21 protein-coding genes, 1 tRNA gene and 3 pseudogenes are annotated in these 20,809 nt (G+C 71.4%); 11 read left to right on the top strand and 14 right to left on the bottom strand.

The window, feature by feature from the left end; all coding sequences use genetic code 11:
* Window positions 1-9 precede the first annotated feature (9 nt).
* The 3 genes from DSM104299_RS25440 to DSM104299_RS25450 are packed head-to-tail and all read right to left on the bottom strand — an operon-like array spanning window position 10 to window position 4,585.
* Entirely contained in the window at window positions 10-834 is an 825-nt protein-coding gene (locus tag DSM104299_RS25440; RefSeq protein WP_272474472.1) for an urea carboxylase-associated family protein, read from the bottom strand.
* Complete coding sequence (locus DSM104299_RS25445; protein ID WP_272474473.1) at window positions 831-2,873, bottom strand: hydantoinase/oxoprolinase family protein; 2,043 nt, start codon at window positions 2,871-2,873, stop codon at window positions 831-833. The genes DSM104299_RS25440 and DSM104299_RS25445 overlap by 4 nt, the downstream gene beginning before the upstream one ends.
* Before the next feature lie 20 nt (window positions 2,874-2,893).
* On the bottom strand, window positions 2,894-4,585 hold the full coding sequence (locus DSM104299_RS25450; protein ID WP_272474474.1) for a hydantoinase B/oxoprolinase family protein: 1,692 nt from the start codon (window positions 4,583-4,585) through the stop codon (window positions 2,894-2,896).
* A gap of 229 nt (window positions 4,586-4,814) precedes the next feature.
* On the opposite strand from DSM104299_RS25450, the gene DSM104299_RS25455 reads away from it, so the two are divergent.
* Entirely contained in the window at window positions 4,815-5,471 is a 657-nt protein-coding gene (locus tag DSM104299_RS25455) for a GntR family transcriptional regulator (RefSeq protein WP_272474475.1), read from the top strand.
* On the opposite strand, the gene DSM104299_RS25460 is transcribed toward DSM104299_RS25455, so the two are convergent.
* Together DSM104299_RS25460 and DSM104299_RS25465 are read right to left on the bottom strand one after the other, a co-directional pair.
* A complete protein-coding gene (locus DSM104299_RS25460) occupies window positions 5,468-6,541 on the bottom strand; it encodes a 4-oxalomesaconate tautomerase (protein WP_349294478.1) in 1,074 nt (357 codons plus the stop codon). The genes DSM104299_RS25455 and DSM104299_RS25460 overlap by 4 nt on opposite strands.
* 2 nt (window positions 6,542-6,543) lie before the next feature.
* Window positions 6,544-7,293, bottom strand: coding sequence for a PIG-L deacetylase family protein (locus tag DSM104299_RS25465; protein WP_272474476.1), 750 nt, complete (start codon window positions 7,291-7,293; stop codon window positions 6,544-6,546).
* Between the two features lie 152 nt (window positions 7,294-7,445).
* Between DSM104299_RS25465 and DSM104299_RS25470 the strand changes: the two genes are divergently transcribed.
* From DSM104299_RS25470 to DSM104299_RS25485, 5 genes and pseudogenes are all read left to right on the top strand, one after another.
* Window positions 7,446-8,738 (top strand): Glu/Leu/Phe/Val family dehydrogenase, encoded by a 1,293-nt coding sequence (locus tag DSM104299_RS25470; RefSeq protein ID WP_272474477.1) that lies wholly within the window; start codon window positions 7,446-7,448, stop codon window positions 8,736-8,738.
* A 130-nt stretch (window positions 8,739-8,868) separates the two neighbouring features.
* Window positions 8,869-9,234 (top strand): annotated as a pseudogene (locus tag DSM104299_RS29625) (AbrB family transcriptional regulator); the annotation flags it as partial.
* 97 nt (window positions 9,235-9,331) lie between these two features.
* Entirely contained in the window at window positions 9,332-9,967 is a 636-nt protein-coding gene (locus DSM104299_RS25475) for a GAF domain-containing protein (RefSeq protein WP_272474478.1), read from the top strand.
* Window positions 9,880-10,542 (top strand): annotated as a pseudogene (locus DSM104299_RS25480) (thiolase C-terminal domain-containing protein); the annotation flags it as partial. The gene DSM104299_RS25475 and the pseudogene DSM104299_RS25480, both read left to right, overlap by 88 nt.
* A complete protein-coding gene (locus DSM104299_RS25485; protein ID WP_272474480.1) occupies window positions 10,539-11,564 on the top strand; it encodes a quinone oxidoreductase family protein in 1,026 nt (341 codons plus the stop codon). The pseudogene DSM104299_RS25480 and the gene DSM104299_RS25485, both read left to right, overlap by 4 nt.
* Here DSM104299_RS25485 and DSM104299_RS25490 read toward each other — a convergent pair.
* Window positions 11,551-11,854, bottom strand: a pseudogene (locus DSM104299_RS25490) (LutC/YkgG family protein); the annotation flags it as partial. The gene DSM104299_RS25485 and the pseudogene DSM104299_RS25490 overlap by 14 nt on opposite strands.
* A 306-nt stretch (window positions 11,855-12,160) precedes the next feature.
* On the opposite strand from DSM104299_RS25490, the gene DSM104299_RS25495 reads away from it, so the two are divergent.
* Genes DSM104299_RS25495 through DSM104299_RS25505 form a run of 3 tightly spaced genes read left to right on the top strand, consistent with a single transcriptional unit; the run spans window position 12,161 to window position 14,521 of the window.
* On the top strand, window positions 12,161-13,366 hold the full coding sequence (locus tag DSM104299_RS25495; RefSeq protein ID WP_272474481.1) for a DHA2 family efflux MFS transporter permease subunit: 1,206 nt from the start codon (window positions 12,161-12,163) through the stop codon (window positions 13,364-13,366).
* Window positions 13,359-13,481 carry a hypothetical protein gene (locus tag DSM104299_RS25500; protein WP_272474482.1) on the top strand — a complete coding sequence of 41 codons (123 nt, stop codon included), beginning with the start codon at window positions 13,359-13,361 and terminating at the stop codon, window positions 13,479-13,481. Before DSM104299_RS25495 ends, DSM104299_RS25500 begins: the two co-directional genes overlap by 8 nt.
* Window positions 13,478-14,521, top strand: coding sequence for a sigma-70 family RNA polymerase sigma factor (locus tag DSM104299_RS25505; protein WP_272474483.1), 1,044 nt, complete (start codon window positions 13,478-13,480; stop codon window positions 14,519-14,521). Before DSM104299_RS25500 ends, DSM104299_RS25505 begins: the two co-directional genes overlap by 4 nt.
* Window positions 14,522-14,614: 93 nt before the next feature.
* Here the strand turns inward: DSM104299_RS25505 and DSM104299_RS25510 are convergent, their stop codons facing one another.
* Window positions 14,615-14,743 carry a hypothetical protein gene (locus DSM104299_RS25510; protein WP_272474484.1) on the bottom strand — a complete coding sequence of 43 codons (129 nt, stop codon included), beginning with the start codon at window positions 14,741-14,743 and terminating at the stop codon, window positions 14,615-14,617.
* 263 nt (window positions 14,744-15,006) lie between these two features.
* Complete coding sequence (locus DSM104299_RS25515; protein WP_272474485.1) at window positions 15,007-15,372, bottom strand: ArsR/SmtB family transcription factor; 366 nt, start codon at window positions 15,370-15,372, stop codon at window positions 15,007-15,009.
* A 138-nt stretch (window positions 15,373-15,510) separates the two neighbouring features.
* On the opposite strand from DSM104299_RS25515, the gene DSM104299_RS25520 reads away from it, so the two are divergent.
* A complete protein-coding gene (locus tag DSM104299_RS25520) occupies window positions 15,511-15,903 on the top strand; it encodes a hypothetical protein (protein WP_272474486.1) in 393 nt (130 codons plus the stop codon).
* Between the two features lie 585 nt (window positions 15,904-16,488).
* Here DSM104299_RS25520 and DSM104299_RS25525 read toward each other — a convergent pair.
* From DSM104299_RS25525 to DSM104299_RS25540, 4 genes are all read right to left on the bottom strand, one after another.
* Window positions 16,489-16,561, bottom strand: a tRNA-Thr gene (locus DSM104299_RS25525).
* A 268-nt stretch (window positions 16,562-16,829) separates the two neighbouring features.
* Window positions 16,830-17,444: a response regulator transcription factor gene (locus DSM104299_RS25530; protein WP_272478112.1), complete on the bottom strand. Its 615-nt coding sequence runs from the start codon at window positions 17,442-17,444 to the stop codon at window positions 16,830-16,832.
* Between the two features lie 90 nt (window positions 17,445-17,534).
* Window positions 17,535-17,978: a hypothetical protein gene (locus tag DSM104299_RS25535; protein ID WP_272474487.1), complete on the bottom strand. Its 444-nt coding sequence runs from the start codon at window positions 17,976-17,978 to the stop codon at window positions 17,535-17,537.
* Window positions 17,979-18,144: 166 nt separating this feature from the next.
* Window positions 18,145-18,762 carry an FKBP-type peptidyl-prolyl cis-trans isomerase gene (locus DSM104299_RS25540; protein ID WP_272474488.1) on the bottom strand — a complete coding sequence of 206 codons (618 nt, stop codon included), beginning with the start codon at window positions 18,760-18,762 and terminating at the stop codon, window positions 18,145-18,147.
* A gap of 64 nt (window positions 18,763-18,826) precedes the next feature.
* Here DSM104299_RS25540 and DSM104299_RS25545 point away from each other — a divergent pair, with 64 nt between their 5' ends.
* Window positions 18,827-19,234: a YidH family protein gene (locus DSM104299_RS25545; protein WP_272474489.1), complete on the top strand. Its 408-nt coding sequence runs from the start codon at window positions 18,827-18,829 to the stop codon at window positions 19,232-19,234.
* On the opposite strand, the gene DSM104299_RS25550 is transcribed toward DSM104299_RS25545, so the two are convergent.
* Both DSM104299_RS25550 and DSM104299_RS25555 read right to left on the bottom strand, forming a co-directional pair.
* On the bottom strand, window positions 19,231-19,791 hold the full coding sequence (locus tag DSM104299_RS25550; RefSeq protein ID WP_272474490.1) for a cupin domain-containing protein: 561 nt from the start codon (window positions 19,789-19,791) through the stop codon (window positions 19,231-19,233). The genes DSM104299_RS25545 and DSM104299_RS25550 overlap by 4 nt on opposite strands.
* Window positions 19,792-19,816: 25 nt before the next feature.
* Complete coding sequence (locus tag DSM104299_RS25555; RefSeq protein WP_272474491.1) at window positions 19,817-20,800, bottom strand: hypothetical protein; 984 nt, start codon at window positions 20,798-20,800, stop codon at window positions 19,817-19,819.
* Window positions 20,801-20,809: the final 9 nt, after the last annotated feature.

A 20,809-nucleotide genomic window follows, 5' to 3' on the forward strand; every position in this document is an offset into this window, starting at 1 on the left:
CGCCCGGTGCTACGCCAGCCCATGGCCGCCCGCGTAGGTGGACACCTTGGGTGACTCCCATCCGTCCAGCAGCTCGGCGTCCAGGTCGTAGACCTCGACGTGCAGCGGCCGGCAGTTGTCCGCCGTGTCGGCCGCCTCGGGGCCCCAGCGCTTGGCCGACAGGTCGCCCCCGGGGCAGTTCGACAGCGCGCAGAGCAGGTCGATCTCGGCCATGAACTCGAAGTAGTCGCCGGGCTTCGCCGGGGACGTGCTCGTGAAGTAGCGGTCGTCGACCAGCCCAGTGACCTGGAAGATGTTCAGGACGTCGTGCACGTCCTGCTCGCCGAGCCCGTGCGGCGCCACAGCGCGCACGAGGTTGGAGTGGCACTGGTGGTTGACGGTCTCGCCGGTGAGCAGATGCTTCATGTAGGGGTCGCAGCGCGAGCCCAGCAGGTCGTGACAGCGGCCGCCGTCGGCGTCGACGCCGTAGTCGATCGAGTCGCCGGTGATCGTCAGGATCGGCCGCAGGTATGGCAGGTTCGACCACAGGCGGTCGTAGGTCGTGACGTGTGCGGCCTGGATCTGCCGCGTCCGCGCGGCCCACAGACGCTCGCGCGGGTTGTGGGCGTTGAAGAAGTTGAAGTCGCCGACCTGCGGACCCTCGGGCGTGCTCACACGGCAGACCTGGCCGGCCTTGACGTGCCACGCGTGGCCGGTGCGGACCGGGATCGTGAACTCGGTCTGCAGCGTCCGCTGGTCCGGCGCGACGGCGATCGCCGCGTAGCGCGTGGTGTCGGTGTAGGCGGCGGGCAGGAAGGAGCCGTGGTAGATCGGGCTGGGCTTCTGAGCGGTCATGCGTCCTCGTGTCGTCGGGGGTCTGACGTGATGGTCATGAGCAGGTTCCCGGCGTCGTCGACCGCGACCGAGCCCGAAGGGCCGACCACGATCGTGGACTCGTCCTCCTCGATCAGCACCGGGCCGGCAAGGCGCTCGCCCGGCACCAGGCCAGCGCGCTTGACGACCGCCGTCTCGACGTAGCCGCCGGCCTCGGCGAAGTACGCGGGCCGGGTGGTCGCGGCCCGCGCGGCGGTCGGGTCGGTGTCGCGGGCGATGTCCACCGTGTCGACCACGGCGGGCGAGCGCGCCCGCAGGCGCCAGGAGATGACCTCGACCGGCATGCCGGGCAGCGTGCGGTCGAAGCGCGCGCGGTACTCGTCGGCGAACGCGGCGCTGAGCGCCGCGCCGTCGCGCGCATCGATCGCCGCCAGCGACAGCGGCACAGTGACCTCGGCGCCCTGGCCGAGGTAGCGCATGTCGGCCGACAGGTCGAGAAGCACGTCGGCGGCGTCGACGCCGGCCTCGGCCAGCAGCGTGCGCCCGCGCTGCGCCAGCTCAGCGACGACCGGGTCGATCGCGTCCCAGTCGGGCGCGTCGAGCGCGACGACCTGCGAGGCGACGCACTCGACGCTGCGCGGGGCGACCAGCATCCCGATCGCCGACGCGACGCCTGCGCCGCGCTGGAAGACGACCTCGTCGACGTGCAGCAATCGCGCGATGCCGTAGGCGTGCACCGGGCCGGCGCCGCCGAAGGCGATCATGCGGTAGCGGCGCGGGTCACGGCCCTGCTCGGAGATGTGCAGGCGCGCGGCCGTGGCCATGTTGTTGTTGACGACCTCCGTGATGCCCGCGGCGGCAGCGACGCGGTCGACGCCAAGCTTCTCGGCGAGGCGGTCCAGCGCCGCCTCCGCGCCCTCCAGGTCGAGGCGCATCTTGCCGCCCAGGAAGCTGTCCGGCGCGAGGTAGCCGAGCACCAGGTCGGCGTCGGTGACCGTCGGCTCGGTGCCGCCGCGGCCGTAGCAGACAGGCCCGGGGACGGCACCAGCGCTGCGCGGGCCGACCTTCAGCAGGCCGAGGTCGCTGGCGGTCGCGATGCTCCCGCCGCCGGCGCCGATCTCGATGAGGTTGACCGTCGGCACCCGGACCGGCAGGCCGCTGCCCTTCTTGAAGCGGTGCACGCGCGCGACCTCGAGCGTGTGCGTGATCTCGGGCGCGCCGTCGTGGATCAGGCTGATCTTCGCCGTCGTGCCGCCCATGTCGAACGCGACGGTCTCCTTCCAGCCGCCCGCCGCGGCGAGGTGAGCGGCGGACATCGCGCCGGCCGCCGGCCCGGACTCGACCAGCGCGATCGGCCGCTCGCCCGCCAATTGCGCGGTCGTGATCCCGCCGTCGGAGAGGATGATCATCAGCGGGACGCCGACGCGCTCGGCCAGCCGTCGCAGGTAGCGCGTGGCCAGCGGCTGGACGTAGGCGTTGGCCGCGACCGTCGAGAAGCGCTCGTACTCGCGGATCTCCGGCGCGACGTCCGAGGAGGCGCAGACCATGACGCCGGGACACGCTTCGGCGAGGATGTCGATGGCGCGGCGCTCGTGGTCGGGGTTCCTGTAGGCGTTGAAGAACGCGACCGCGATCGCGTCGACGCCCTGCTCGACCAGAACCCGCCCGGCGTCGCGGACCGCCTGCTCGTCCAGCGCCACCACCTCGTCCCCAGCCACGCCGGTCCGCTCGACGACCGCGAGGCGCAGGTGGCGCGGGATCAGCGGTTCGGCGCGCTCCAGGAACAGGTCGAAGGTGTCGTAGCGCAGCTCGGTGCCGACCTCGAGCACGTCGCGATAGCCGTCGGTCGTGACCAACCCGGCCTTCACGCCGCGGCGCTCGATGAGCGCGTTGGTGACCAGCGTCGTGCCGTGCACCACCAGCTCCGCGCCGCGCGGCAGTTGCGCGAGCCCGTCGATGATGGCGTCGGTTGGGTCCTCCGGCGTCGTCAGCAGCTTGTGGACGTGGACCTCGTTGCGCTCCGCGTCCCAGTAGGCGAGGTCCGTGAAGGTCCCGCCCACGTCGACTCCTGCCAGGGCTCTCACAGCCCGTACACCTCGTGCGCGGCCGCCTCGGTCACGAGGCCGGCCTGGACGTCGGCGCGGACGGCCGCGCGATCCCGCTCACGCGGATCGCCGTGGCCGCCGCCGCCCGGATACCTGATCGTCAGTCGATCGCCGGAGCGGAACGCGTTCTGCCCCTTCAACACCACGCCGTCGGCCGAGCCGTTCAGCGTGACCTCCGACGGCGACCCCGGGCCGCCGCCGTCCAGCCCCTGCGGCGGGCGCTCGACGTGCTCGACGAAGAGCGACAGCGTGCAGTCGCCGGGCGCCAGCAGCTCGAGGTCGACGACCTGGCCGAGGCCGCCGCGGAAGCGCCCGGCGCCGCCGGAGTCCGGGATCAGCTCCTTGCGCCAGACGCGCAGCGGGGCCGTGGCCTCGATGATCTCCATGGCGCCGCAGATCACGTTGGACGGGAAGCAGGTCGCCGCCAGCCCGTCGAGCGTGGGCCGCGCGCCCATCCCCCCGTTGATGAACAGGATGCTCGTGAAGCGGCGGTCGTCGTCGCGCGGGCCGGAGACGACCGCGCGCAGCGTCGGCGCGCTGCCGGACTCCGCGATGACCTGGCCGGGCAGCACCGGTGCCAGCGCCTTGTAGATCGTCGTCGACAGGCAGTGGCCGACGAGCTGGCGCGCGTTGACCGGCGCGGGATGGCGCGGATTGAGGATCGTGCCCTCGGGTGCGCGGACCTCGATGCAGCGGTACGAGCCCTCGGTGCGTGGCGTCTCCGGGTCCAGAGCGCACTTCAGCGGGTAGCAGGTGTAGGCCTCGGTGTAGTTCATCACCACGTTGAGCGCGCGCGTGACCTCGGGTGTGGTGCCGTCGTAGTCGACGACCAGCGCGTCGCCGTCCACGGTCACCGCGACGCGCAGGACGATCGGCTCGTCGGGCCATCCGTCCATCTCGTGCTCGGCGGTGTAGGTGCCGTCGGGGATCGCGGCGACCGCGCGGCGCATGGCCGCCTCGGAGCGCGCGCAGATCTCCTCCGAGATCGCGTCGAAGCCCTCGATGTCCAGCTCGTCGGCCAGCTCGACGAGCCGCAGGCCCGCGGTGGCGCCGGCCGAGACCTGGGCCATCAGGTCGCCGACGACCTGGTCGGGCATCCGCAGGTTCGCGCGCAGCACGTCCAGGAGCAGCGCCACCGGGCGGCCCTGGTCGATCAGCAGCGTCGGCGGGATCCGGATGCCCTCCTCGAAGACCGAGCGCGTGTCGGCCGCCCAGAGCGTGCCGCCGATGTCGGCCTGGTGAGCGATGCTGCCCGCCCAGCCCAGCAGCTGGGCGTCGCGAAAGACCGGCGCGATGACCGTCATGTCCGGCAGGTGGCCGGAGGTCATCCAGGGGTCGTTGGTGCAGGCGACGTCGCCGGGGCGCCACGCCTCGGCCGGCCGCCAGCGCAGGAAGTGCGCCAGCGTACGCGACATGGTCATGTTGAACGACGGGATGCCGATCGTGTTCTCGGCGATCGCGTTGCCCGCGCGGTCGAAGACGACGCACGAGAAGTCGTTGGACTCGCGCACGACCGGCGAGAACGAGGTGCGCGCCAGCGTCGTGGCGGCCTCGTCGGCGATTGCCGTGAGACGGCTCCAGGCGACCTCGAGCGCGATCGGGTCGGCCGCGATCTCCTTGCCCGTGGTCCGAGCCTTCGCGCTGACTGACAGGCCTTGCGTTCCCAAAACGGTGCTTTCCCCGGTCGATTCTGTGTCGTCTCGGCGGTCGGAGCCGCCGGTGATGTGGATCCTATGAGGATGTAAACGAGATTGTCAACATTTCCGTCGATAATCTTGGCGCCTAGATAGGGAGGCCGCGTACGATCCGTTCTTCACAGCACTAAACTGCGCCCGAATTGGCGCGCAGATCTCAGACCGTGCGGACGCACACCCTCGAGACGTGGAGGACCCTTCAATGACGCAAGACACCACCCAGGACGCGCCCCTGAGCGCCGCGGACCGCGTGCGCGCGGCGATCCGCAACGGCGACATGGTTGGCGGGCAGCGTCTCGTCGAGGCCGAGCTGTCGGAGCGCTTCGAGGTGTCACGGGCCGCGATCCGCGCGGCGCTCGTGGAGCTCACGACCGAGGGGCTCGTCGAGCGGATCCCCAACCGCGGCGCGCGCGTGCGCACGGTGACGGTCGAGGAGGCCGTCTACGTGACCGAGTGCCGGATGGTCCTCGAGGGCCTGTGCGCGCGGAAGGCCGCCGCACACGCGACGTCCGCGGAGATCGACGAGCTGCGAGAGCTGCAGGCGCGCATGGAGACGGCCGTCGAGGACGGTGAGCCGCTCGAGTACTCCGAGCTCAACGCACGCCTGCACAAGTCGATCCGGCGCATCGCGGCTCAACCGGTCGCCGAGGACCTGCTGTCGCGAATGGAGGCGCAGATGGTCCGCCATCGCTTCCGGCTCGCCCTGCGCCCGGGCCGCCCCGCCCAGTCGCTTCCCCAGCACTTGGCGCTGATCGAGGCCGTCGCCCGCCACGACCCCGACGCCGCCGAGCAGGCCATGCGCGTGCACCTGACCAGCGTCATCGAGGCGCTCCGGGCGACGACCGACGGCGCCTACTAGCGCGGGAACGCCACCCCGTCGGCCAGCTTGCGCGCCGTGCGCACCACGGCGCTGCGCCGCACCTCCGGCTGCTCGCCGCCCAGGCCGACGTCGAGCGCGACGAGCATCCGTCCCGACGGGTGGCCGATCGTGACGTCCACGGGCCCCCGCGGCCAGCCCGCGGCGAGGTGGTGGCCGACCGCGCCGGGCAGCAGGACCGCGGTGGCGACGCTGACCGCCCCGAGGATCCCGATCGCCGAGTGCGGGACGACAGGGATGAACGTGCGGGTCTGGAGCATCACGCCGTCGTCGCCCTCGGCCGGCGGCGCGACCAGCGTGGTCTTCGGCACCGAGCTGTCGCGCACGTCGCCCAACCCCATCAACTCGCCCGCCTGCCGGCGTAGCGCGTCGATCCGGGCCTGAAGGGCGTCGTCGGCGCGCAGCGCCTCGTAGGGCTCGTGGCCCGTGAGGCCGAAGGACGCAGCCTCGGCGACGACGACCGGCATCCCGTTGTCGACGCACGTGACCGGCACGCCGTCGATCTCGTCCACCAGGTTGCCGGTCGGCAGCAGCGCGCCGGTCGAGGAGCCGACCGTGTCGGCGAACGCGACGTCCACGCGGCCGGCCGTGCCGGGCACGCCCGCGATCGCGGTGTCGCCGCCGTAGGCGACGCGCCCGCCCGGCGTGGCGAAGCGGACGGTCGCGGCGGCGCCGGTGTTGACCGCCCGGATCCGGACTTCGGTCTCGGCGTCGCCGGCCGCGGTGAGCGCCCGCTCGACCGCGAACGGCCCGACCCCGGCCAGCAGGTTGCCGCACGTCTGACGGTCAGAGACCGTGGCCTCGCCGACGCCGAGCTGCAGGAACAGGTAGTCGACGTCGAACGCGTGGTCGTCCGAGGGCGACACGATCGCGACCTTGCTCGTCAGCGGCACGGCGCCGCCGAGACCGTCGATCTGACGAGGGTCCCCCGAGCCCATGATGGACAACAACAGCGCGTCGCGCTCCGCGGGGTCGGCCGGCAGGTCGGTCGCCACGAAGTACAGGCCCTTCGAGGTTCCGCCCCGCATCTGCATGCAGCGAACGCCGTCCATGATCAGTCCAGCTGCGTGGTCACCTGCGGGTACACGCGCATGAACGCCTCGCCGCGCGTGTCGCTCGGCAGGCCGAGGTTCGGCCCGGCGTTGCGCCGCAGCTGCGAGCCGCGGCGGCGCGCAAGGTCGGTGTAGTAGTCCCACATGTGCTGCTGCGCGGGCAGGCACTCCATCGCCGCGCGCTTGCGGTCGAAGACCTCCGTGATGTCCAGCAGCACCTCGGGCTTGAACTGCGACATCTCGGGCTGATGGGGCTCGAAGAGGAACACGGGCGGCGCGCCGAGCGGGTCGCCGGGCGCGTCGTAGCCGATCGCCTGCGCGAGGATGCGGGCCTCCAGGGTCATCCGGGCGGCCGCCGGGTGGTCGGCGTTGTAGGGGTCGGTGAGCGTGTGGGTGAGCACGACCGTCGGGACGACGTCGCGGAACACGCGCACGAGGCGGTCCGTCAGCTCCGGGCCCTCGGGCAGTGGGTAGTCACCGGCGTCCAGGAACACCGTGTCGGCCCCCAGCGCGGCAGCGGCGGCCTCGGCCTCGGCGCGACGCAGCGCCTTGATCTCCGCCAGCCCCTGGCCGTCACGCCATGCCCGGGCAGACTCGCCGCGCTCGCCGTAGCTGAGGCAGACGACCGTGACGCGGTCGCCGCGTTGGGCTGCGAGCGCGATCGCGCCCCCGGCGCGCCAGACGAAGTCGCCGGCGTGCGCGCTGATCACGAGCAGCGAGCCAGCCGGCCGGGGCGGATGGGTGTCGGACAACGAGGGGGCTCCTAAGTGTTCCGGCGCGCGGAGGAGCCGCGCGACCTGTCAACGAAAGACCGTAGGATATTGGCGCCAATTCTGTCAAGATCTTCGGCGACGTTTTTGCTCTCACCTTCCCGAGGCACTCGCCGCCCAGACCGAAAGGCACGATGACCACCATCAGCGACGCCCCGTCGACCCCACCGCAGGGCAACGAGTGGGAGACCGCGTTCTACGGCGCCGTCACCGCCCAGTTCGCCCGGGCGGCAGACGCGCTGGAGCTCGACGACGAGGCGCGGGCGCGGCTGGTTCAGCCGCGCCGCACGCTGACCGTGAACTTCCCCGTCCGCCTCGACGACGGCTCGGTTGAGAACTTCACCGGCTACCGCGTCCAGCACACGCTGACGATGGGCCCGACGAAGGGCGGCCTGCGCTACGCGCCGGACGTGACGATGGGCGAGTGCGCCGCGCTGGCCATGTTGATGACCTGGAAGTGCGCCCTGCTCGGCCTCCCCTATGGCGGCGCCAAGGGCGGCGTGCGCTGCGACCCGGCGCGACTGTCGGCCGCAGAGGTCGAGCGCGTGACGCGCCGCTACGCCGCCGAGCTGATCCCGGTCATCGGCCCCAACATCGACATCCCCGCACCGGACGTCGGCACCGGCGCCCGCGAGATGGCGTGGTTCTACGACACCTACTCGCAGGCCGTGGGCCACGCGGTGCCTGAGATCGTCACCGGCAAGCCCGCGGTGCTCGGCGGGACCGAGGCGCGCCAGCCCGCGACCGGCCTGGGCGTCACCTACATCATCGAGGACCTGCTCGCGCGCTTCGGCTGGCCGCTGACGGAGCAGCGCTTCGTCATACAGGGCTTCGGCAACGTGGGCGCGGTCGTGGCCGGCGAGCTGCACCGACTCGGCGCGCGTGTGGTCGGCGTCGCCGACGCCGGCGGCGGCCTGGCGAGCGAGGACGGCCTCGACATCCCGGCCTTGCAGCGCCACGTCGCCGCGCACAGCACGGTCGCCGGGTTCGCGGAGGCGGACGCGATCCCCGGGGCGGCGGTCCTGGAGCTCCCGTGCGACGTGCTGGTCCCCGCGGCGGTCGAGGCGCAGATCACAGCCGGGAACGCCGACAGGATCGACTGCCGGCTGATCGTCGAGGCGGCCAACGGCCCGACGACGCCGGAGGCCGACCACCGCCTGGCGGAGCGCGGGATCCGCGTCGTGCCCGACGTCCTGGCCAACGGCGGCGGCGTGACCGTGAGCTACTTCGAGTGGGTGCAGAGCCACCAGAAGTACACGTGGGACGTCGCCGAGATCCAGGAGCGTCTGCGCCACCAGCTGCACGTAGCGCTGAACCGGATCCTCCAGGCGGCGGAGCGGCACGACGTCGACTGGCGCACCGCAGCGCTGACCGTCGCGGTCGACCGCGTGGCGCAGGCGGCGCGTCTGCGGGCGGTGTACCCATAGGTGCGCGGGGGCGAGCGGAGGGGGGACCGGCGCGGCGGACGGCGGCGTCACGCACCCCTGGCTGCTCCTCGGCCCGTGCACGGGCGCGGCGGTGGCCGCGGCCGTGGCCGCGCACGTCCCGAGCCCCGCGATGCTGGCCGGCGTGTTCGTCGGTGCCGCCCACGCGCTAAGTGTCTCGCGGCCGGCCGAGTTGCCGCGTCGATCGGGGCTCTTGGTCCAACCGGTGCTCGGCGTCGCCGTCGGGGCGACGCTGCAGGCGGCGACGTTCCGCACCCTCGCCGCATGGTGGCCGCCGATCGCACTGACGACGTTGGCCACCGTCGGGGTATCGCTGCTCGCGGGGCTGGGCCTGGCGCGCCTCGCAGCCCTGGACCGCCCCGTCGCCCTGGCGGGCATGATCGCGGGCGGTGCCGAGGCCGTCGTCGCGATGGCGGTGGACGCGGGCCGCGACGCGCACCTCGTCGCGGTCATGCAGTACCTCCGGGTGATCCTCGTCGTGGTCACAGCTGCAGGCCGACCTTGCCTGGGGCGGAACGATCAGCGACGGCCTGCTGACCACGACGTATACGTCGGGGACGCGCACCGACGCCCTCATGTCATTGTCCAACCCGTTGGCCATGACCTTGAGCGGCGTGGCGCTGCAGCGTCAGCACACGCTGGTCATCAACGACTACCCCGCCTACCAGTACCGCACCACGCCCGAGATCCGCGCGGCCGGCCGCGCCGAGGGCGTCATCTCGGCCATGATCGCCCCGATGTTCCTCGGCTGGCGGCTCGTGGGCTTCGTCAACGTCGGCAACCGCCGGCGCGTCGCGTTCGGCGCGGTGCACAGCTCGCTGCTGTCGACGCTGGCCGCACAGGCCTCCGTCGCCATGGTCAACGGGATGCTGCAGCGCGAGCTGCGGGCGCGCAACGCGATGCTTGCCGAGTCGCTGACCGTGCATCGCGAGCTGACGGCGTCAGCGGTCCGCGGAGCGGGGGCCGCCGGGCTGCTCGAGCGCCTCGAGCAGATCCTCGACCGCCCGGTCGAGCTGACGACGGAGCCGACCGACCTGGACCGGCACCGCGGTGACACACGCGTCCCGGTTCTGGCGCGCGACGACTGCCTCGGCTGGGTCTCGACTCCCGGGGCGCCGCTGGCCACTCGATCGACAACCCCTTCGCGCAGTTCCAGGCCGACTACTCGCTGGACGACGTGCGCAACTCGCCGATGGTCCACGATCCCCTGACCAAGCTGCAGTGCTCGGCCAGCGCCGATGGCGCGGCCGCCGCGATCATCGCCTCAGAGCGGTTCGTCGACGACCACGACCTGTGGGACCGCGCGATCGAGATCGCCGGGCAGGCCATGGCGAGCGACCCCGCGAACACGTTCCAGGACACCTCGATCAGCAAGCTCGTCGGGTTCGAGCTCGCCCGGGAAGTGGCGCGGCGGGCGATGGAAGAGGCCGAGGTCGCCATCGAGGACGTGGACGTCATCGAGCTGCACGACTGCTTCTCGACGAACGAGCTGATCACGTACGAGGCGCTGGGATTGGCTGAGCGGGGCGAAGGCCACAAGCTCGTCGAAGCGCAGGCCACGACCTACGGCGGGAAGGTCGTCGTGAACCCGTCCGGCGGCCTGATCTCCAAGGGCCACCCCCTCGGCGCCACCGGGCTCGCGCAATGCGCAGAGCTCACGTGGCAGCTGCGCGGCACCGCCGACAAGCGGCAGGTCGAGGGCGCGAAGGTGGCGCTGCAGCACAACCTGGGGTTCATCGGAGCGGGCGTCGTCGGCGTTTACCGCCAGCCGCGGAGCGCGGCATGAAGGCCATCGTCTTCGACCGGTTCGGCCCGCCGCTCGAGGTGCTCGAGCTGCGTGACGTCCCGATCCCGGAAGTCGGACCCGGCGAGGCGCTCGTGCGGATGGTCGCCGCCTCGGTCAACCCAGGCGACCTGGCGTATCTGCAGGACTTGTACCCCAAGAAGCCGACGTTTCCCCAGATCGCCGGCCTTCAGGGCGCGGGCGTGGTGTGCGCGGTCGGGCCGGACGTCGCGCTGCGGCCTGGGACGTTCGTGGGCTTCTACCACGCCGACACGTGGGCCGAATACGCCGTCATCCCGGCGGCGTGGCTGATCCCCGTGCCCAGCAGCTATCCCGTCGAACGCGCGGCGCAGTTCATGAACGTCGTGACCGCGTGGGACCTGGTCGCGGCGGCCGGCGTCGGCCCGGATCAGTGGGTGGCCCTGACCGCCGGCAACTCCAACGTCGCGACGATGACGCTCCAGTTCGCCAAGGAGGCCGGCGTCAACGTGATCGCCATCGTCCGGCGAGCGCAGCCCGGCCTGGACCTGCGGGCGCTCGGGGCTGCGGACGTCATCGAGGTGGCTGACGGTTCCGAAGACCTCGCCGCACGGATCGCCGACCTCACCGACGGCGCCGGGCTCAACGCCGTCATCGACTGCGTCGGCGGCCCACTGGCCGGCGACCTGATCAGGACGATGGCCTTCGGCGGCAACATGGTCATCTACGGCGGCTACAGCCCTGACCCCATCGGGGTCCACAGCTTCGACATCCTGCTCCGCCAGGCCGTGATCAAGACCTACGCCTACCGCTATTTCTTCACTTCGCCCCCCGCGACCGACGCGACGCTGCTCCAGCACATCGCGGACGTGTCGCGCGCGCCCGGCTTCCAGACCCCTCAGGGAACCGTGCATCCGCTAGAGGACTTTGCGGCGGCGCTGACGGCCAGCGTCGAGCGCCCCGAGGAGGGCAAGCGCTTCTTCGGCATCGCGACGCTGGAGGAGGCGCTCGCCACCGCCGGCAGCGCGCCGGTCACGGCGGGGTGATGACGACCTCGAGGTGTCGCGGCCCGTGGACGCCCTCGACGCGCACGAACCCGATGTCGGACGTCGCCGAGGGGCTGCTGATGAAGGTCACCGGCCGTCGCGTCGCGGCCAGGCGCGCGAGCGACTGCGGCACGGTGCCGACGATCTGCGCGGCCCCACGACGCACATGTGGACGTCCGGCAGGAGCGTGATGGCGCGGCGGCCCTGCGCCACGCCGCCGTCCAGGACGAGCGTCCCCGTCTCGGCGATCGCCAGCGCCCAGCCGGCACGACGGCGTCGACGCCAGCCAGCCAGCCAGCCAGACGATCGTGATCGAGCGGCGGGTCGTCGAGGATCGCCGAGGCTCCTGACGCCAGCCAGGCGCTCGGCAGGTCGGCCGTCACCCGGCCCACCGAGGGTGAGAGGCCAGCGGGCGATCAACAGGCTGCGATGCGACCTGCGCCCGGCCGTCGCCGGCGACGCGGATCGGGCGTCGTCGTCCTCGACTACCACGTCAAGGCCTGAGGCCTCGCGTGCAAACCGGACTCGACCGGCCGATGGATCGCCGCGCCGAGCCGAGTCTCCAGTCGTGACCACCCCCGAGCCGAAGGCCTCAGATGGCAACCACCTTGACAACTCCTCACTCCACGTCGCCGCGCATCGCCTGGACGCTCGTCCTCGCGTCGATCGGCGCGTTCCTGACCTCGTTGGACGTCGTCGCCGTGTCGACCGCCCTCCCCACGCTGCAGAAGGACATTGGCGCGAGCCTCGCCGACCTCGAGTGGACGATCAACGCCTACAACCTCGCTTTTGCCTGCCTCATGCTGACCGGCGCCGCGCTGGGCGACCGCTTCGGGCGCCGCCGGCTCTACGTCCTCGGACTCGGGGTCTTCACCGCGTCCTCGTTCGCCTGCGCCCTCTCCCAGACCGCGGACGCCCTGATCGTCGCCCGCGTCGTCCAGGGTGCCGGCGCGGCGATCGTCCTCCCGCTCACGCTCACGCTCATCAGCGACGCCTTCCCCCTCGAGAAGCGTGGGGCGGCGATCGGGATCTGGGGCGGCATCACCGGGCTTGGGGTGGCCGCCGGCCCCGTGCTCGGCGGCATCATCATCAAGCACATCGACTGGGAGTGGATCTTCTGGATCAACGTGCCCGTGGGCATCGCGGCGATGGCCCTGTCGGTCGTCAAGCTGCGCGAGAGCCGCGGGAACCGGCCGCAGCTGGACCTGCCCGGGCTCATCCTGGTGGCTGCGGCGCTGTTCGCTCTGACGTGGGCGCCGGTCCGCGCGCCGTCGATCGGTTGGGGGAGCGCCGAAGTGATCGCGTCGCTGGCGGCGGGAGCGCTGCTCATGGGCGCGTTCGTAGCGTGGCAGCGTCGCGCGCCGCACCCCATGCTGCCCCTCGAGTACTTCGGCCGGCGCGGGTTCTCCACGGCCAACGGCGTAGCGTTCTTCCTCGCCTTCTCCCTGATCGGCTCGCTGTTCATGATCGCCCAGATGTTCCAGACCGGCCTGGGCTATGACCCGCTCCAAGCCGGGCTGCGGATCCTGGTCTGGACGGCGATGCCGATGCTCGTCGCGCCGGTCGCCGGCGCATTGTCGGACAAGCTCGGCAACAAGCCGTTCATGGTGGCCGGGCTGCTGCTGCAGCTGGCTGGCGCCGTCCGGCGTCGTCGTCCACTGCCTGTGCCCGGACATCACCCCGGCGGGCGGCATCGGCGTGACGGCCGCCGCCGCGTTCGGCGCGCCAGACGGGCTGAGCGCCGGCGACTGGATCGCGCGTCGCTTCAGCACGCCGCGCCTGACGCCAGACGCGGTGGGTGACGCCACCGTCGAGCTCGCCGAGGACCGCGTGGGCGGCGAATGGTGGCTGACCAGCGAGGAGCTCGTGCGCTGGGACGTCCTCACCGCTCCGCCCTCGCCGGTGGGCGCACGGTGACCAAGCCGTCGGGTCCTGCCGTCGACACGCGGCTGCTGGAAGCGGCCCGGCGCGGCGACCACGACGCGTTTCGCGCGCTCGTCGCCCCGCATCTCGCCCCATTGCACCGGCACTGCTACCGGATGCTCGCCTCGGCCCACGACGCCGAGGACGCCGTGCAGGACGCCCTGCTGCGCGCCTGGCGCGCCCTGCCGCGGTTCGAAGGTCGCAGCTCGTTTCGCTCTTGGCTTTACCGCATCGCCACCAACACCGCACTCACCATGATCAACCACCGCGCCAAGCGTGTCCTGCGCCTCGACAACCATCCGCCTGGGGATCCCACCGTGCAGCCGGAGCCACCGATCGACGAGCCGGTATGGCTCGAGCCGATCCCGGAGGACTTCGTCGACGCCGAGCCCTCCCGCTCGCCCGAGGCGAGCGCCGAGCAGCGCGAGACCCTCGAGCTCGCCTTCGTGGCGGCGCTCCAGCACCTGCCGCCGCGCCAGCGCGCGGCGCTGATCCTGCGCGACGTCATGGGGTTCTCGGGCTCCGAGGTCGCCGAGATGCTCGAGACCGTCCCCTCGTCGGTCTACAGCCTCCTGCAGCGGGCGCATCAGGCGGTCGACGAACGCGTCCCGCCGGCCAGCCAGCAGCACACGCTGCGCGAGCTCGGTGACCAGCGCGTGCAGTCCCTGGCTTCCCGCTATGTCACAGCGTGGGAGACGGGTGACGTCGAGGCGTTCACCGCGCTGCTCACCGAGGATGTCGTCCTGACGATGCCGCCGCGCCCGACGTGGTTCCAGGGGCGCGAGGCCGTGACGGCGTTCGCCGCGCGCGGGCCGCTGGCGGCGGGAAATCGCTGGCGCATGCGCCCGACGCGCGCCAACGGGCAGGTCGCCTTCGGCAGCTACCTGTGGGACGCACAGCGCGGCGAGCACCTCCCCCACTGCCTGCAGGTACTTGCGCTGCATCCTGCCGGCGCCGTCGCCGAGGTCGTCACCTTCCTCGACACCGATCTGTTCGAGCGCTTCGACCTGCCCGAGCGGCTGGGCACGCCTTGAGGGCCGAATCCTGTTGGGCCGCAGGGCCCGTCAACCCGAGAAAGGACCATCGATGAGCCTTTCGCTCTCCCATTGCATCATCACCGTCAATGATCAAGAGGCAGCGCTCGGATTCCAGCGTGCGCTCGGGGCGTCGCGCCATCCCGCCGCCCGCAGGTTGGCCTCGACGAGCGCGGAGAGGGACGCGCGGCCCGAGGTGTCGTCGCGCACCTTCTTGATCACCGCCTTGACGGTGCGGTTGGCAAGGCACGCGTCGAGGTAGGCGGTGATGGGGCGCTTGACATGACCGCCTGGTCATGCCAGTATGACCATGCGGTCATATTTTGATGACTCTACGGTCATATTTCCGGTCCACGAGCGACCGTCGCTCATGACCATCACGACGGCGGCGGTGATTTTCGCCGCCGTCATCACGACTCCGTCACGACCGCGTCCGCGCACGTCGGCGCCAGCCTTGCGAGGTCGCCGCGGCTGGCCCGTGCGAGCTACCGTCGTGCCCCGAAAATCGCTTCCAGCAGCCCAGGCGCGACGGCCCCCACGTCCTCCGTGCGCAGCTCGTTGAGCTTCGATGCCCCACGATAGAACTGGCGGATCAGCCCGGCCTCGCGCAAGACGTGAAAGTGATGCGTGAGCGTCGACAACGACACGCCGCCGTCGAAGGCCCCGCAGCGCATCGGCTCGTCGGACGCGCTGAGACGGGCCGCGATGTCGCGACGCACCGGGTCGGCGAGGGCCTCGAGCAAGCCCTGGACGGTGATCTGCTCGGGATCCGGGTGCGGGATCGCCGCGCGCGACGGACGTGCCCCGCGACTCCCGGTCCCAGTAGGCGTGACTGCGTCGAACGCCGGCACGGCACCATGGTACCGACCTTTCGATGCCGGTCAAATTACGATTGTCGTCAAAGTTTGACAAACGACGAAGTAACCGCCAGGCTCCGCGCCCGCTGACGGAACCACCCCACTCTCACAACAGACCAAGGAGATAGTGACATGTACTCGTCATTGCGTCGCCGCGCGACCCTCAGCCTGCTCGTCGGCCTTGTGTGCTTGATCGGCGCCGCCCAAGCCCAAGCCAGCGCCGACGGCCCGACGCTCTGCCTCACAGGCTCGCCAGCCTGCGTCTGGTTCACCAACAACGGCGACGTCATCCACGTTCGCGACGGCGCCTGCGACGGGTATTCGGCCGTCGCCCAGATCCAAGTCCCCTCAGCCGGCATCTACAACTACCTCTGGAACAACGACGGCTGCGGCACAACGCGGACGTACAGCTACGGCACCGCGGTGCCCGAGGGCGCGATCGTCTACTACCGGCCGTGCATCGGCGACGGTAACGCGGGCGTCGTGCTCCGCTGCACCACCCCGTACGCGCATGGGATCGCCTGAGCGCCGTCAGCCGCCGGCCAAGGGCGCGATGTGACCAGCGGGGTGCCGACGGGACGCTGATCCGCGGCACCCCGATGGCCTCGACAACGGGATTCGCCCGCCGTGGTAACGGTTCGAGCGGTGCGGCAGCGGTCTGCAGCTCACGTTCTGCCAGCATGCGCAGGTCGTCGACACGGTCGCCGCCGGAATCTGCTCCGAGCTGGGCCTCCGCTCGGGCCGCCGGACGTCGCACTTGGCTCGGTCCACGCCGGTCGCCCGCGCCGTCTTCTCTTCGAGAGGCAACGTGCCTTCTGCCTCCGGGTCGGGGTCGGACATCGCCGATCTCCTCCGGCCGCAGGACCGTGAAGGGCTCGAGGTCATCGAACGGTGTCGCGTACGCAGACGCCATGACTTGGTCACCTTCTAGGTCGCGCGAGAAGCCCGATACCCCTCGCCCCAGTTCTAGGAAAGGGTCATCGAGCTGCGGGGGCATGGGGCGCATCGCGCCCCACAACGCCCCAAAAACGCCCCACAAGCGAGGCGCGAGGTCGAAATTCGCAGACCCCTGGAAACGAGAAACCCCGCCGTAGCGGGGAGATCCGATGAAGCCCTCTGACGGACTCGAACCGTCGACCCCTTCCTTACCATGGAAGTGCTCTACCAACTGAGCTAAGAGGGCGGGTTCGCGGAGTTTAGCTGGGCCGCGAAAACGAAGACGGGCGGGCGTGCGGAGCAGGAAGTCACGCCCGCCCGTCTTCAGCGGCACGGCGCGGTCCAGAGCAGGGATGACCGCGCCGTTGTGTGGGACGAACAAGTCCGACGCACCAGAGGAGAGGGCTGGTGTAGGGGATGTCGGCGGGTGGGGGCTTCGTCCGTTGTAGTCAGTGGATCGGCGCCGGCGGCGGGCGGCCTCATCCCCCGACCGAGGGAACTGCTTGCCCGGGCGGCTACTCGACCAGGCCGCGGCGCATGCCTTCGGCCACGGCGGCGGCGCGGTCGCTCACGCCGAGCTTCTCGTAGACGTTCTTCAGGTGCGTCTTGACCGTCTCGGGCGAGAGGTGGAGCTCGCGGCCGATCGACGGCGCGCTCTGCCCGCCGGCGGTCAGGCGCAGCACTTCCAGCTCGCGCGGCGAGAGCAGCGGACGCTCCCAGACCGGCTCGGCGACGTCGACCTGGAGGCGGTCGCCGCGGGCGGCGGCGGCGACCGCGTTGCAGATCGCGTCGCGGTTGACCTCCTTGGAGAGGTAGGCCAGCGCGCCGGCGGCGAGCGCCTCGCGCGCCTCGGGCGGCAGGACGGTCGCGCTCAGCAGCACGACGGCGACGGGCAGGTCGTCGCGCTGGATCGCGCGCAGCACCGTGTGGCCGTCGAGCCCGGGCATCTTGACGTCGAGCAGCGCGACGTCGGGCCGGAGCACGCGGATCTCCTCGAGCGCGGTGCGGCCGTCGTCAGCTTCGCCCACCACTTCGAAATCTGGTCTGCGGCGCAGCGCCAGGACGACGCCATCCCGGAAGACGGGATGGTCATCCGCCACATAGACCCTGACCCTCGCGCCGTTGCTCATGGCATCCCTGCCGCCTCCCAGCGGCACGCAGGCGATTGTATTGGGGCGCGTCAACCCCGCTGCAACCGAACGACCCGATGCGACCAGGCCCTAGGCCGGCGCGGCAGAGCGCTCCTTCGCCGTCACCGTCGTGACGGGCAGCCCGAGACCGCCGATCTTGGACGGCAGGTCGAGCTTGAGCCAGCGCGACACCCTGGCGGGAAGCGTCGACACGATGATCTCGTCGAAGCCGCGGAGGTTCACCGCGTCCTGGACCGCGTTGAGCGGCTCCGGATCGCCGACGATCCCTTCGACCGGCGTGCCCGCGGCCTCTTCGAGCAGCGGCAGCGCCAGCTCCAGGACGGCCTGCGCCTCGTCGGCGTCCTGGTCCTCGGCGTCGACGACCCGGTGCAGGCCGTGGGCGGCGTTCGGGACCAGCAGCGTGAACGTGCACGGCCCGCGGGCGGCACGCTCCCGGACGGCGTCCAGCAGCGCCGGGGTGGCCGCCGTGCGATGGGCGACCACGAGGACGCGCGTGGGCGTGGAGGACTCCATGGGAACGGAACTCCTTTCGACTTCGCGGTGGGCCCATGGTCCCACCGCGACGCGCCGCGCGCCAGTGCCTCGTCCGAGGCGCCGGCGCGCGCAGGGCGTGCCCCGCGGGTTTCGCCCCCTGGGCGAACACCCGCAAGGGAACCTGGCCCCCTGGGCCAGCGTTCCCCTAGCCCTTGGAGATCTTCTTCAGGTCGACCACGAAGACCAGCGGCGCGTTGGCCGGGATCGTCGGGGGCGAGCCCGCGGCGCCGTAGGCGGCGTCGGCCGGGATGACCAGCACGCGCCGGCCGCCGACCTTCATGCCGGGGATGCCCTGGTCCCAGCCCTGGATGACCTGACCCTGGCCGACCGTGAACTCGAACGGCGTGCGGCCCTTCTTCCAGGAGGTGTCGAACTCCTTGCCGCCGTTGAACAGCTGGCCCACGTACTGGACGGCGACCTTGTCACCCTCCTTGGCAGCCACGCCGGTGCCGGTGACGACGTCGGAGCCCTGCAGCTCCTTCGGCGCCGCGCCGGTCGTCTTCGGGATGACGGGCTTGGTCTTGAGGTCGGTGCTCACGCCGACGACGTTCTTCTGCTCGGGCAGCGGCGCGCCCGGCGCGCGGGTCGTGACCGTCGACTTGGTCGACGCCAGCTCGGCCGGCAGCGTGGTCGACGGGTCCCCGTCGATCTTGGAGCCGTCGTTGCGGAAGCCTTGGTCGTCGCTGCTGCCACAGCCGGAGGCGAGCCCGGCGGCCAGGGACAGAACGCTCAGGGACAGTGCGATGGAACGGGTTCTGGTCATGAGGAAGGCGGCATGCTAACCGCAATTTCTTAAGGGAACGTGGTCCGCGTGTAGCCTGACTGGCATGGAGCGTCCGTCCGGCGGGATCGACGAGCCGCCGCCGATGCCGACGCCCCGTCGCTTCGACGAGGACGGCGACGCCACGCGGCGGACCTGGCTCGCCTCCGAGCGGACCGTCCTCGCGTGGCTGCGCACCGGCCTGACCGCCACCGCGGTCGCGCTCGGCGTCGGGAAGGTGATCCCGGACCTGCGCGACGGCGGGACGTCATGGCCGTTCGTCGCGCTCGGCGCCGGCTACGCGGTGCTCGGAGTGCTCATCGTCGTCTACGGCCTGTATCGCGGGCGCGAGGTGGACCGCGCGATCCGCGAGGGCCGCTGGCTGCGCCTGGACGACCGCGCCATGTGGCTGGTCGGGGCGATCACGATCGCGCTCGGCGTTCTCGCCGCGGTCGTGATCGTCGCCGACACCTAGTCGCCCGAGGGCGACGACGGCGGCGGCCACGGCGCCGGCACGTCGTGGAACTCGCGCGGCTGCACCGGCCACTGCGCGTAGGCCTCGCGCGAGTCGTCGGCGTCGCGCTGCACCGACACGCCGTGGCGCGCGGCCACCGGATCGGCGGGATAGCGCGTCAGCTTGCCCTTGGTCCGCGCGCCGACCATCCACAGCACGCACGGCTCGTCGCCGGCCGCGCCGACCGTCATGTGCTTCGTGCCGGGCGGGCAGTGGAAGTAGTCCCACTGCGCCAGCGCGCGCTCCTCGCCCTCGACGACCAGGACGCACGCGCCCTGGAGGACCAGGAAGCCCTCCTGATCGCTCTCCCAGTGGTAGAGGCCGGACGACTCGCCGGGCGGCAGGACGTGGGCGCCGATCCCGAACTGGCCGAACTCCGCGGTCTCGCTCTCCAGCAGCGACCACGTGCCGCCGCGCTCGGTCGTCTGCCAGGCGACGTCCCGGAGGTTCAGGACGAACCATCCGGGACCCTGCGCCTGCTGGCCGTTCTCGGTCTGGACCACGTCGGCTTCGCGCATGGCCCAGACCGTACCCGCGCGCCGCCTACTTGTAGAACAGGCGCCGCGTGATGCGGATCTTGTAGATGACGCTCGCGGCCGGGGCCAGCGCCGAGCCCGCGTAGTGCACGCGCAGGCGGTAGGTGCCCGTGCGGCGCTGCGTGAAGTGCTTGGTGAACGTCGACTTCGACGAGATCTTGACCTTGCCGATCGAGCGGTACTTGCCGCCCTTGCTCCCGCGCGCGAGCGCGAGCGACACGTTCCCGCGGATCGACTTGTCGCGCACCGTGCCGCGGATCGAGTACTTCGGCCCGCGCGAGTCCGGGAACGTGATCCCGTCGAGGTCGAACGGGACGATCGCCGACACGGTGACCGGCGCGCTCCACGGGGACGCGTAGGAGCCGTTGGTGGCGCGCATGACGACCGTGTAGGTGCCGGGGGTGCTGAGGGTCAGGTCGATCGTGTTGGTCGTCGAGCTGACGTAGCCGGTCTGCGGCGAGCCGCTGATCGAGCCGTCGGGGTTGAGCACGGCGCCGAGCGCGTACTGCACGTCGTAGCTGCCCGCGCCCGGGTTCGGCTGGACCGGCAGCGACAGCGTGTTGGTGGCGAACGCGTTGGGCGCGCGGATCAGGAACGGACCAGGCGGCGGCGTGATCGCGACCGACGAGTTGACCGTGTAGACGAACGTCTCGGTCGACGTCGGCGTCTTGCAGTACGTGTCGGCCTTGGTGAAGTTCGTGAGGGTGACGGTGTAGTTGCCGTTGCCGCGGAAGTCGGGGATGCGCGACCAGTTGTCGTAGGTGTAGCAGTCCATCGACGTGCCGACGGCGACGCCGTCCGGGCCGGTGAACGTGGCGTTGAAGTGCCCGTCGGAGGTCGGGAAGGCGATGCCGATCTTCGTGGACATGTTGCGGATCGTCGTGCCCGGGGCGATCGCGACCGGGTTGCCGTCGTCGCCGGTGACCGTGACCGTCGCGGCGGCCTGGGCGGCGGAGGAGGCGATCAGGGCGAGGAAGAGGGACGCGACCACGGCGACCAG

This window comes from Baekduia alba (assembly GCF_028416635.1).
Classification (GTDB): Bacteria; Actinomycetota; Thermoleophilia; order Solirubrobacterales; family Solirubrobacteraceae; genus Baekduia; species Baekduia alba.